This window comes from Pseudomonas sp. PvP089 (genome assembly GCF_017875165.1).
In the GTDB taxonomy this organism is placed as follows: domain Bacteria; phylum Pseudomonadota; class Gammaproteobacteria; order Pseudomonadales; family Pseudomonadaceae; genus Aquipseudomonas; species Aquipseudomonas fortuita.
Map to the genome: position 1 here is coordinate 523,204 of NZ_JAGGME010000001.1, position 11,548 is coordinate 534,751.

Below are 11,548 nucleotides of genomic sequence, written 5' to 3' on the forward strand. Positions count from 1 at the left end.
CGTGCCGGCAATTTTTTAGAGCGTTCAATGTCCAGCTGATTTCGAGTAGAGCTGAATTATCACCACGCCTGCAACAATCATCGCCATTCCCACCATTGCCGGTAGATCCAGCTTCTGCCCGTATATCACCAGCGCCGCCACGCTGATCAGCACAATCCCCAGCCCCGACCAGATCGCATAGGCGATGCCCACCGGAATGCTGCGTACCACCAGCGTCAGCATCCAGAACGCGATGCCGTAACCCACCACCATCAAAAGCAAAGGCAACGGCGTGCTCAGGCCTTTGACCGCTTTCATGGAGGCAGTGGCGACGACTTCGGCGCAGATGGCGATAGCGAGATAGGTATAGGCGTTCATGATGCGTTTCTCCGGTGACTGGTCGAGCATTCTAGACGCGCCCTGGATGCGGTAAAGTCATTACCTATCAGAAATGGAGATAGGTTAATGGCAGAGCGCTGGGATCTGGAACAACTGCGCCTGTTTGCACGGGTTGCCGAGCTGCGTTCGTTCTCCGCCGTTGCGCGCGAGCAGCGCAAGGCGCAATCGGCCGTAAGCAACGCCATCGCGCTGCTGGAAACCGACCTTGGCGTCACCTTGTTCGAGCGCAGCAGCGGCCGCCAGCCCAGGCTGACCGAAAACGGTACGGCCTTGCTGGAAGATGCCCGTGAACTGTTGCGTCAGTGCGAACGCCTGGATGGCCGGGCGCTCGCGCTGATGCGTGGCCAGGAAGCCCTGCTGCGGGTTGCCCAGGACGAAGCCATGCCGTATCAGCCGGTGATCGACAGCCTCGACGAACTGGCCAGCCGCTACCCGTTTCTGGAGGTGCAACTGGCCAGCGGTGCCCAGGGCGATGTAGCGCGTAAGCTGGTGGAGCGGCGCGCCGATCTGGGCCTGTTCTTCCTCCACGAGAGCATCCCGGCATCGCTGGAGCGGCGGGCGCTGGGCAGTGTGGAGATGGTTACGGTGTGCGCGGTCGGCCACCCGCTGGCGGGCGAAGGCCGGGTCACCCGGCAACAACTCGCACGCCACCGGCAGTTACTGATCACCCCACAGCAAAGCGGTTATCCCGGCGGCGAGGCGATCAGCCCTCAGGTATGGCGCGCCGACAGCTTCTACGCCATGGCCGAACTCCTGATGCGCGGCCTGGGCTGGGCATGGTTACCACGGCATGTGGTGCAGTATCCGACCTACCAAGCGCATATGGTTGAACTGGACAGCGATTGGCGGCCTCCGGCCTTGGTGGCCGAGCTGGCCTGGCGCCGCGATGAACCCTTGGGCCCGGCCGCGCAGTGGCTGGCAGAGCGCTTTGCAGTGCACCTGCGCGCGATCGGGTAAACTTCGCCGCCATGAACAGAACACTCTATACCTTGCTGTTTCACCTGGGCCTGCCGCTGGTTGCGCTGCGCCTGTACCTGCGCGCGCGCAAGGCGCCAGCCTATGGGCAGCGTATCGGCGAGCGTTTTGCGCTCAACCTGCCCCTTATGCACCAGGGCGGGATCTGGGTGCACGCGGTGTCGGTAGGCGAGAGCATTGCTGCAGCGCCCATGGTTCGCGCCTTGCTCAAGGCTTATCCCGAACTACCGATCACGCTGACCTGCATGACGCCGACCGGTTCCGAGCGTATTCGCGCCATGTTCGCCGACGAACCGCGCGTGCAGCATTGCTACCTGCCCTACGACCTGCCGTGGGCTGCGGGGCGTTTTCTCGACCATGTCCAGCCGAAGCTGGGCATCATCATGGAAACCGAACTGTGGCCCAACCACATTCACCAGTGTGCCAAACGCGGGATTCCGGTGGCGCTGGCCAATGCACGATTGTCCGAGCGCTCGGCACGCGGCTACGGGCGCTTTGCCAGGCTGACCCGGCCGATGCTGGCCGAGATGAGTCTGATTGCCGTGCAGACTGAAACCGAGGCTCAGCGCTTCCGTGATCTGGGCGCACGCCCTGAATGCGTAAAAGTCACCGGCTCGATCAAGTTCGACCTGAAGATCGATGAGCAACTGCTACCGCGTGCCAAGGCATTGCGTGAGCAGTGGGGGGCCGAGCAGCGCCCGGTGTGGATTGCCGCCAGTACCCATGACGGTGAAGATGCGCTGATTCTGCAGGCTCATCGGCAGTTGTTGCAGGTGCATGGCGATGCCTTGCTGATCCTCGTGCCGCGTCACCCTGAGCGGTTTGCTGCGGTGCATGCGCTGTGCAGCGAGCAATTCGCCACCGTGCGCCGTTCTTCTGCAGCGCCGGTCGATGCCCAGATCCGCGTGTTGCTGGGCGATACCATGGGGGAGTTGCTGTTCCTCTATGCGTTGGCCGATATCGCCTTTGTCGGCGGTAGCCTGGTGCCGACGGGAGGGCACAACCCGCTGGAGCCTGCGGCGCTGGCCTTGCCGGTGCTCATGGGGCCACATGTGTTCAACTTCCTCGAAATCAGCGCGATGTTGCGTGAAGCGGGGGCGTTGCAGCAGGTGGACGATGCCGACGGGCTGGCCGGTGCGGTGCGGCGGCTGGTCGAGTTGCCGCAGGATGCGCAGCGCATGGGCGAGGCGGGCAGGGCGGTGATGCGGGCCAATCAGGGCGCGTTGCAGCGCTTGCTCGATGGCCTGGATGCGCTTGTCCGCTGACGTTTGCTTTGGTTGTCCTGGCCTCATCGCCGGCAAGCCAGCCCCCACAGGTACTGCACAGGGTTTGAGGCCAGTGAGGAACCTGTGGGAGCTGGCTTGCCGGCGATGAGGCCATCAAAAGCAACCCGGTCTGTGAGAAATACGCCCCTATTTCAAGGGCGACGCTCAAAGTTCTTGGCCGCTGCCGCAGCCAGGTCTGGCGGCAGGAAGTCCTTGTCCGGGTTGTAGTCCGGTTTCAGGTAGCGCTTGAGGTCTTGCAGGTCTTGCGGGCTCAGGGTGCCGGCCGCCTGCTTCAGGCTCAGGTTGTCGAGGATGTAGTCATAGCGGCTGTTGTTGTAATCCCTCACCGAGGTGTACAGCTGGCGTTGGGCATCGAGCACATCGACGATGTTGCGGGTACCTACCTGGTAGCCGATTTCAGTGGCTTCCAGCGCGCTCTGGTTAGAGATGATCGACTGCTTGCGCGCCTGTACCTGTTCTACATCGGTGTTCACCGCGCGGTGCAGGTTGCGGGTGTTTTCTACCACCTGGCGGCGCAGGCTTTCACGCTGCTGTTCGCTCTGGCTCAGGCGTTGGTATGCCTCGCGTACCTGCGAGCTGGTCAGGCCTCCGCTGTAGATCGGGATGTTCAGTTGCAGGCCAACGCTGGTCTGTTCGACATCGCCGCTGTAGCGCACGCCCAGTTGCGAAGGGTTGGTAAAGCCGAGGCTGTCGTTGTCACCTTTCTGGTACTTGGCCACGGCATCCAGGGTCGGCGCATGGCCGGCCTTGCGCTGGCGCAGGGTCTCTTCAGCAGCAGAAACCGCATAGTTGGTGGCCAGCAGGTTGAGGTTCTGGCGGCCGGCGGTTTCGACCCAAGCCTTGGCGTCGTTTGGCGTGGGGACCTGCACGGGCAGGGTATGCACCACGCCTTGAATCGAGGTGTATTCACGGTTGGTCAGGGTAACCAGCGCTTCAAAGGCATCCTGCACCTGGCGCTCGGCGATGATCCGGTTGGCCCGCGCCGTGTCGTAGCTGGCCTGGGATTGCAGCACGTCGGTCTTGTCCGACAGGCCCACATCGAAGCGTTCGTTGGACTGGTCCAGCTGGCGCTTGAACGCGGCTTCCTCAGCCTTGGTCGCGGCCAGGTTGTCCTGCGCGCGCAGCACGGCGAAGTAGTTTTGCGCGGTTTGCAGGATCAGGTTCTGTTCAGTGGCCGACAGCTCCAGCGCTGCCTGTTCGTTGACCGCTTCGGCGGCCTGCAGCTGGAACCAGCGATCAGCGCGGAAGATTGGCTGGGCCAGGGTTGCGCTCCATGAATTGCCGCTGCGGTTGGAGGTGATGGAGGGCTCGTCCAGCTTGGTGCGGGTGTTCATCATTTCGGCATCGGCCGACAGGTTCGGCAGCAACCCGGCGCGGGCCTGCGGTACCACTTCGCGGCGGGCGCCATAATCGGCGCGTGCTGCTGCCAGGTCGGCGTTGTTGTCTACCGCTTCCTGATAAACGCTGACCAGGTCGGTTTTAACTGTCGGGAGCATATCCGCTGCCCAGACCATTCCGTTGGACGCACAAGACACGGCTATCGCCAGTGAGAGTTTGCGCAGCATAGAGGCAATCCTTGTACGAAATTTAATTACTGAACTGTTGAGTATCGAGCGATGGGCCAGTGTAGTGCCATGCGCACCCGGCAACAATCGCTCGGTGTGCCTTTCATCATCCGCGCATTTACCCGCTTGGCTTTGCCGACCACTCCAGTCTAGACTGCGCATGTTCTTGTCGGGGTGCCTTGAAGCAAAGGCTGAGATCGCAGAGGTGCGGATCCCGTTGAACCTGATCAGGTTAGCGCCTGCGTAGGGAACAAGATTGCTCGCCTTCCCGGGGAGCCTCTTGTGCCAGGTCCGGGAATGTCGCAGCTGCATGCAGCTTCAGGCACCCCCTATCCGGCACTGCACGCCTCCATGGGTGCGTCCGCGCTTTTCAGGTTCTCCCCGACATTCCACTGCTAGGAAGCCGTCTGGAGAGCCTGTGATGACCAAACAAGAAAAAGCGATCAACCTCAGCGAATCGGCACAAGTCGATCAGCAGTCCGTGCAACCGTTCCCGCGCTCGCGCAAAATCTATGTCGAAGGCTCGCGGCCGGACATTCGCGTGCCCATGCGTGAAATCAGCCTGGACGATACCCCGACCGATTTCGGTGGCGAGACCAACGCGCCGGTACTGGTCTACGACACGTCGGGCCCGTACACCGACCCCAACGTCATCATCGACGTGCGCAAGGGCCTGGCCGACGTGCGTTCGGCGTGGATCGAGGCCCGCGGCGACACCGAGCGCCTGGGCGGGCTCAGCTCCGACTTTGGCCAGCAGCGCCTGAACGACGCCGAACTGGCCAAGCTGCGTTTCGCCCACGTGCGCAACCCGCGCCGTGCCAAGGCCGGCGCCAACGTCTCGCAGATGCACTATGCCCGCCAGGGCATCATCACCGCCGAGATGGAATATGTAGCCATCCGCGAAAACATGAAGCTGCAAGAAGCCCGCGCCGCTGGCCTGCTTAACGAGCAGCACGCCGGCCACAGCTTCGGTGCCAACATCCCGAAAGAAATCACCCCCGAATTCGTTCGCCAGGAAATCGCCCGCGGGCGCGCGATCATCCCGGCCAACATCAACCACCCGGAGGTGGAGCCGATGATCATCGGCCGCAACTTCCTGGTGAAGATCAACGGCAATATCGGCAACAGTGCCCTCGGGTCCTCGATCGAGGAAGAAGTGGCCAAGCTGACCTGGGGCATTCGCTGGGGTTCGGACACGGTCATGGACCTGTCCACCGGCAAGCACATTCACGAAACCCGTGAGTGGATCATTCGCAACTCGCCGGTGCCAATCGGTACCGTGCCGATCTACCAGGCCCTGGAAAAGGTCAATGGCGTGGCCGAGGACCTGACTTGGGAACTGTTCCGCGACACCCTGATCGAGCAGGCCGAGCAGGGCGTGGACTACTTCACCATCCACGCGGGTGTGCTGCTGCGCTATGTGCCGCTGACCGCCAAGCGCGTCACCGGTATCGTCAGCCGCGGTGGCTCGATCATGGCCAAGTGGTGCCTGGCGCACCACAAGGAAAACTTCCTCTACACGCACTTCGACGAAATCTGCGAAATCATGAAGGCCTACGACGTCAGCTTCTCGCTGGGTGATGGCCTGCGCCCTGGCTCGATAGCCGACGCCAACGACGCCGCGCAGTTCGGTGAACTGGAAACCCTCGGCGAGCTGACCAAAATCGCCTGGAAGCACGACGTGCAGTGCATGATCGAAGGCCCTGGCCACGTACCGATGCAGCTGATCAAGGAGAACATGGACAAGCAGCTGGAGTGCTGCGACGAGGCGCCGTTCTACACCCTCGGCCCACTGACCACCGACATTGCCCCGGGCTACGACCACATCACCTCGGGCATCGGTGCGGCGATGATCGGCTGGTTCGGTTGCGCCATGCTCTGCTACGTCACGCCCAAGGAACACCTGGGCCTGCCGAACAAGGATGACGTCAAGACCGGCATCATCACCTACAAGATCGCCGCGCACGCCGCCGACCTTGCCAAGGGCCACCCCGGCGCGCAGATTCGCGACAACGCCCTGTCCAAGGCGCGTTTCGAGTTCCGTTGGGAGGACCAGTTCAACCTGGGTCTGGACCCGGACACTGCCCGTGCCTTCCACGACGAGACCCTGCCGAAGGAATCGGCCAAGGTGGCGCACTTTTGCTCGATGTGCGGGCCAAAGTTCTGCTCGATGAAAATTACCCAGGAAGTGCGTGAATACGCCGCCAAGATCGAGGCCGTGGATGTAACGGTCGAGCAAGGTATGCGCGAGCAGGCCGAGCGTTTCCGCCAGGAAGGCAGCCAGCTGTACCACAAAGTGTAAGAACGTCATTTCCCTTTGTGGGAGCGGGCTTGCCCCGCGAATGCGTCAGCTGCGCCAACGCGTTCGGCAGGCCAGACGCCTTCGCGGGGCAAGCCCGCTCCCACAATGGCTCGGCGAAGCCCCATCCATTCCTCTGGCGAACATGACAATGACCACCCCCAGCCAATTCTCCCCCGACCACCCGGTCCCCACCCACCAGCGCATCTTCGGCGCCCGCGACCTGTTCTCGCTGTGGTTCTCCCTCGGCATCGGCCTGATGGTGCTGCAAGTCGGCGCCATGCTCGCCCCAGGCCTTGGCCTTGCCAGCGCGGTGCTGGCCATCGCCCTGGGCACCGGCGTGGGTGTGCTGTTGCTGGGCGCCGCCGGTGTCATCGGCAGCGACACCGGCCTTTCTGCCATGGGCACCCTGAAACTCAGCCTGGGCAGCCATGGTGCGCGCTTGCCGGCTGTGCTCAACCTGCTGCAACTGGTAGGTTGGGGCGCATTTGAGATCATTGTCATGCGCGATGCCGCCAGCCTGCTGGGCGCGCGGGCGTTCGGCGAAGGCAGTGCCTGGAACAGCCCGATGCTCTGGACCCTGTGTTTCGGCGCTCTGGCCACCCTGCTGGCCGTCAGCGGGCCGCTGGCCTTCGTGCGCAAGGTGCTGCGCGCCTGGGGTATCTGGGTGTTGCTGGGCGCCTGTCTGTGGCTGACCTGGAACCTGTTCGCCAAGGCCGACCTGGCTGAACTGTGGGGCCGCGCCGGTGACGGTTCGATGTCGCTGGCCGTGGGCTTTGACATCGTCATCGCCATGCCGCTGTCCTGGTTGCCGCTGATCGCCGACTACTCGCGCTTCGCCCGCAACGGCAAGCACGTGTTCGGCGGCACGGTACTTGGCTATTTCATCGGCAACACCTGGCTGATGAGCCTGGGCGTGGCCTACACCCTGGCCTTTGCCGCCAGTGGCGAAGTCAATGCCTTGCTGCTGGCCCTGGCGGGCGCAGGCATGGGTATTCCGCTGCTGCTCATTCTGCTGGACGAGTCGGAAAAGGCCTTTGCCGACATCCACTCGGCGGCTGTTTCCACCGGCGTGCTCGTACCTGTGAAGGTTGAGCACCTGGCGCTGGGCATTGGCGTACTGTGCACCCTGATCGCCCTGCTGGCCCCGCTGGCCCAGTACGAAAACTTCCTGCTGCTGATTGGTTCGGTGTTCGCGCCGCTGTTTGGCGTGGTGCTGATGGACCACTACGTGATCCGTCGTCGTCGCCTGCCGGCGCAGGTGGGTGGCTTGCACTGGCAGGCACTGGTGGCCTGGTTTGCGGGGGTGGCGGCCTATCACCTGATTGCCGCCAACGCTCCAGAGCTGGGGGCTACCCTGCCAGCACTGTTACTGGCAGGTGTGCTGCACGGGCTGCTGAGCTTCAGCCGCGGCCGGGAAACAGTTCAGGCTTGAGTACGCCATTCAGGCGCGGGTAGGGGATCTTCAGTTCCACGTGGCCCATGGAATAGGGCGCGATGGCGTAGACCTCGTACTTGACCACTACCGCGCCGTACGTCAGGGCGATGTGCGGCGACTTCTTGAACGGCCAGGTCTTGACGAACTCGGCGTCCTTGTCCATGCCCACGCTCATCAGCCAGGCCCGGTGCGACTCCTCGACGGTTTTCCAGAAGGTCTCCTCCTGGCCTGGCACAAGCATGTCCTGCAGGGTCAGCACCTTGTCCAGCTTGCGCGAGTAGTTGATGAAGCCGCGCCCGGGCATGCCATGCGCGCCACCACTGTCCAGGTAGCTGGACAATTCGATGATCACCAGCCCGTCATGCTGCTCGCGTACCTTGGCTTGCAAATAACTGCTGTTACGTTTGTCGGCACTGGCCAGGTATTGCTGTTCGTAGGCCTGCAAGGTGCTGGGCGCGGTGCCATGCTGATTGTCTTCGGTCAGTTGCAGCAGGCGCTTTTCGACAATGCCGTCGAGCGCGGGCAGGGCGGGGAAGTGGACCGTGTCGATGTTCACCAGCGGGCAGTCGCTTTCGCTGCAGCCGGGTTTGACATGCTCCCAGGCGTCGCGCTTGACCTCGAGCGGGGCCCGGTAGTTGGGCGTGAACAGGCTCTGGCAGGCGCCCAGAGCCAGTGCCAGCACAGCCACGGAAGTCAGTTTGACAAGTGTCATGGTGATCCTTGCAGAACAGGGAAAGTCGGCCTTTGACCGTCTGCGCGGCCTTCAGTTCGCCACTAAGCTAACAGAGTGAAGACGCGCTGTCCCGAGTGTGCGAACGGTTGCCGGAAAGGGGTGAAACGGGCAAGCGTGCAGAGTAGGATGGCGCGATGCGGTAATTGAGGTAACGAGGATTTCCATGTCAGACACGTTGAATTCGGTGCCCAAGGCGGTCGAGATCGTCAAGCGGGACAATTGCTTCCAGGGCTTCTACAAGCTCGACAAGGTGCACCTGCGCCACGAGCTGTTTGCCGGTGGCATGGGCCGCGAGATCAGCCGCGAACTGTTTGTGCGCCACGATGCAGTGTGTGTGCTGCCTTACGACCCGTTGCGTGATGAAGTGGTGCTGATCGAGCAGTTCCGCGTCGGCGCACTGGACAAGGTCGGTAACCCCTGGCTGATCGAGATGGTTGCCGGGCTGATCGACAAGGATGAAGAACCCGAGGAAGTCGCCCATCGCGAAGCCGAAGAAGAGGCTGGCCTGACGTTCAGTGCCTTGTGGCCGATGACCCGCTACTTCCCGTCGCCCGGCGGCAGTGACGAATACGTTCACCTGTTCCTTGGCCGTTGCAGCAGCGAAGGCGCGGGAGGGCTGCATGGTCTGGAAGAAGAGGGCGAAGACATCCGCGTGCGCGTGTGGTCGTTCGAGGATGCCTTGCAGGCGGTACGCGATGGGCGCATCTGCAACGCGGCGACTATTATCGGCTTGCAATGGCTGGCGCTGAACCGTGACGAAGTACGAGGTATGTGGAAGTGAACCTGCTGCGCGAGCGCTATCGAGTCGACCTGGTCGGGCTGCAGGCCGCCTGCGAGGCCAACTACGCCCGGCTGATGCGCCTGTTGCCCGACATGCGCACCACCCAGAGCTCGCGCCGCATCGGCATGACCCAGGGCGACCAGATGCTCGGCGTGCTGGTGCTGGACGTGGTGCTGGCCTGCCCGTACACCACCACCTTGCATGTGCGTCAGGAGCACAGCCTGCCGTGGCTGCCGGTGCCGCACCTGGAAGTGCAGGTGTACCACGATGCACGCATGGCCGAAGTGGTCAGCGCCGAACACACCCGGCGCCTGCGCAGTATCTACCCGTATCCGAACGAGGCCATGCACCAGCCGGACGAAAAGGCCCAGCTCAACCTGTTCTTGGGTGAATGGCTGAGCCACTGCCTGGCCTGCGGCCACGAACTGGCAAGCGTTCGCTGACATGCATCCAGACCAGACGCGCCCTGTACATGTGCTGCAACTGACCGACGCCCATCTTTTCGCCGATCCGGCCGGCAGCATGCTGGGGCTCAATACCCGTGACAGCCTGCGCCATGTGGTGGCCCAGGTGCGGCGCGAGCAACCGCTTGTCGACCTGCTGTTGTGTACAGGTGATCTGTCCCAGGACGCTAGCGTTGCCTCTTATGAGGCGTTCCGGGAGCTGACGGCGCCGTTAGCCGTGCCCACCCGCTGGTTGCCGGGTAACCACGACGAGGCCCGGATAATGGCTGAAGTGGCCCCGGAGCTGGTGCAAGCGGTAACTGATGTTGGGGCCTGGCGTATTGTCATGCTCAACACTGCGGTGCAAGGGGCGACACACGGTCTGCTGGAGAGCGACCAGCTGGCGGTGCTGGAGGCCGCCTTGAACGAGGCGGGCGAGCGGCATTGCCTGGTGTGCTTCCACCATCAGCCGGTAGACATCGGCTGCGCCTGGATCGCGCCGATCGGCTTGCGCAATGCCCAGGCCCTGTTCGATATCGTCGAGGCTTATCCACAGGTGCGGGCGTTGCTGTGGGGGCATGTGCATCAGGAATGGGATGAGGTGCGCGACGGGCGGCGCCTGCTGGCCACGCCTTCAACCTGTATTCAGTTCGCGGCGCGCAGCGAAGACTTCAAGGTGAGCGAGGAGCAGCCCGGGTACCGCTGGTTGCGCCTGCACACCGACGGGCGGTTGGAAACCGGAGTGGAGCGGGCCACGGACTTTGCGGTGAAACTCGACTTCGATAGCCCGGGGTATTGAGGATCTTGGGGCTGCTGCGCAGCCCATTCGCGGCACAAGGCCGCTCCCACAGGAGACCGGGAATCCCTGTGGGAGCGGCCTTGTGCCGCGAATGGGCGCAGAGCGCCCCCGGTACTTTCAAGTCTGTTGAAGAATTTGTTGCTAAAACCACGGTGCGGCGCCAAAACCCGGCGAACGCGCTACACTGCGCGTCCCTGCGCCCACATCATCAGGCGCGAAGCCACAGATTTCGGGGGCAGCATGTCGGGTTCCATCCTCTATATCCATGGCTTCAACAGCTCGCCGCTGTCGACCAAGGCGCGCCAGCTCGACGCCGTGATGCAGCAACTGGGCCTGTCGGCCCAGCTACGTGTGCCCGCCTTGCATCACCACCCGCGGCAGGCCATCGCCCAGCTTGAAGCGGCCATCGCCGAACTGGGTGCGCCACTGCTGGTGGGCAGTTCGCTCGGCGGCTACTATGCCACCCATCTGGCCGAGCGCCATGGCCTCAAGGCCCTGCTGGTCAACCCTGCGGTAACGCCGCACAAGCATTTCGACGGGTACCTGGGCACTCAGCGCAATCACTACAGCGGTGAAACCTGGGAGCTGACCCACGATCACGTACAGGCCCTGGCCGAGCTGGAAGTGCCGGCCCCGGTGGATGCCGGCCGCTATCAAGTGTGGCTGCAGACCGCCGATGAAACCCTGGACTATCGCCATGCCGAGCGTTATTACCGTGCATGCGCCCTGCGTATCCAGGCCGGTGGCGATCACAGCTTCCAGGGCTTTGCCGAGCGCCTGCCGGCTCTGCTGGCGTTTGCCGGCATTGCTCGCGGGCACTACGCGGCGCTCGATTTTTCTGTATTTTGACC

The 11,548-nt window shown here is 63.0% G+C and carries 11 protein-coding genes and 1 riboswitch; of the genes, 8 read left to right on the forward strand and 3 right to left on the reverse strand.

The window, feature by feature from the left end; all coding sequences use genetic code 11:
* Positions 1 to 24: 24 nt before the first annotated feature.
* Complete coding sequence (locus J3A71_RS02350; RefSeq protein ID WP_024717360.1) at positions 25 to 357, reverse strand: multidrug efflux SMR transporter; 333 nt, start codon at positions 355 to 357, stop codon at positions 25 to 27.
* Between the two features lie 87 nt (positions 358 to 444).
* On the opposite strand from J3A71_RS02350, the gene J3A71_RS02355 reads away from it, so the two are divergent.
* Positions 445 to 1,335: a LysR family transcriptional regulator gene (locus J3A71_RS02355; RefSeq protein ID WP_016489474.1), complete on the forward strand. Its 891-nt coding sequence runs from the start codon at positions 445 to 447 to the stop codon at positions 1,333 to 1,335.
* Positions 1,336 to 1,346: 11 nt separating this feature from the next.
* Positions 1,347 to 2,618 (forward strand): lipid IV(A) 3-deoxy-D-manno-octulosonic acid transferase, encoded by a 1,272-nt coding sequence (gene waaA / locus J3A71_RS02360; protein WP_209953625.1) that lies wholly within the window; start codon positions 1,347 to 1,349, stop codon positions 2,616 to 2,618.
* A 152-nt stretch (positions 2,619 to 2,770) separates the two neighbouring features.
* Here waaA and J3A71_RS02365 read toward each other — a convergent pair whose 3' ends face one another.
* On the reverse strand, positions 2,771 to 4,204 hold the full coding sequence (locus J3A71_RS02365) for a TolC family outer membrane protein (RefSeq protein ID WP_016489472.1): 1,434 nt from the start codon (positions 4,202 to 4,204) through the stop codon (positions 2,771 to 2,773).
* 160 nt (positions 4,205 to 4,364) lie between these two features.
* A riboswitch (TPP riboswitch) is annotated at positions 4,365 to 4,471 on the forward strand.
* A gap of 154 nt (positions 4,472 to 4,625) precedes the next feature.
* On the opposite strand from J3A71_RS02365, the gene thiC reads away from it, so the two are divergent.
* Both thiC and cytX read left to right on the forward strand, forming a co-directional pair.
* Positions 4,626 to 6,506: a phosphomethylpyrimidine synthase ThiC gene (gene thiC / locus J3A71_RS02370; protein WP_016489471.1), complete on the forward strand. Its 1,881-nt coding sequence runs from the start codon at positions 4,626 to 4,628 to the stop codon at positions 6,504 to 6,506.
* A gap of 148 nt (positions 6,507 to 6,654) precedes the next feature.
* A complete protein-coding gene (cytX, locus tag J3A71_RS02375; protein ID WP_016489470.1) occupies positions 6,655 to 7,938 on the forward strand; it encodes a putative hydroxymethylpyrimidine transporter CytX in 1,284 nt (427 codons plus the stop codon).
* On the opposite strand, the gene J3A71_RS02380 is transcribed toward cytX, so the two are convergent.
* Positions 7,907 to 8,653 (reverse strand): RsiV family protein, encoded by a 747-nt coding sequence (locus J3A71_RS02380; RefSeq protein ID WP_016489469.1) that lies wholly within the window; start codon positions 8,651 to 8,653, stop codon positions 7,907 to 7,909. The genes cytX and J3A71_RS02380 overlap by 32 nt on opposite strands.
* Positions 8,654 to 8,837: 184 nt before the next feature.
* Here J3A71_RS02380 and J3A71_RS02385 point away from each other — a divergent pair, with 184 nt between their 5' ends.
* The 4 genes from J3A71_RS02385 (at position 8,838) to J3A71_RS02400 (ending at position 11,546) form a co-directional block, all read left to right on the forward strand.
* On the forward strand, positions 8,838 to 9,455 hold the full coding sequence (locus tag J3A71_RS02385; protein ID WP_016489468.1) for an NUDIX domain-containing protein: 618 nt from the start codon (positions 8,838 to 8,840) through the stop codon (positions 9,453 to 9,455).
* Positions 9,446 to 9,898, forward strand: coding sequence for a DUF1249 domain-containing protein (locus J3A71_RS02390; RefSeq protein ID WP_016501905.1), 453 nt, complete (start codon positions 9,446 to 9,448; stop codon positions 9,896 to 9,898). Before J3A71_RS02385 ends, J3A71_RS02390 begins: the two co-directional genes overlap by 10 nt.
* Before the next feature lies 1 nt (position 9,899).
* The gene (cpdA, locus tag J3A71_RS02395) at positions 9,900 to 10,697 is read left to right on the forward strand and encodes a 3',5'-cyclic-AMP phosphodiesterase (RefSeq protein ID WP_095116437.1); all 798 of its coding nucleotides are present in this window, start codon (positions 9,900 to 9,902) and stop codon (positions 10,695 to 10,697) included.
* Between the two features lie 240 nt (positions 10,698 to 10,937).
* Positions 10,938 to 11,546, forward strand: coding sequence for a YqiA/YcfP family alpha/beta fold hydrolase (locus tag J3A71_RS02400; RefSeq protein WP_016489466.1), 609 nt, complete (start codon positions 10,938 to 10,940; stop codon positions 11,544 to 11,546).
* Positions 11,547 to 11,548 lie beyond the last annotated feature (2 nt).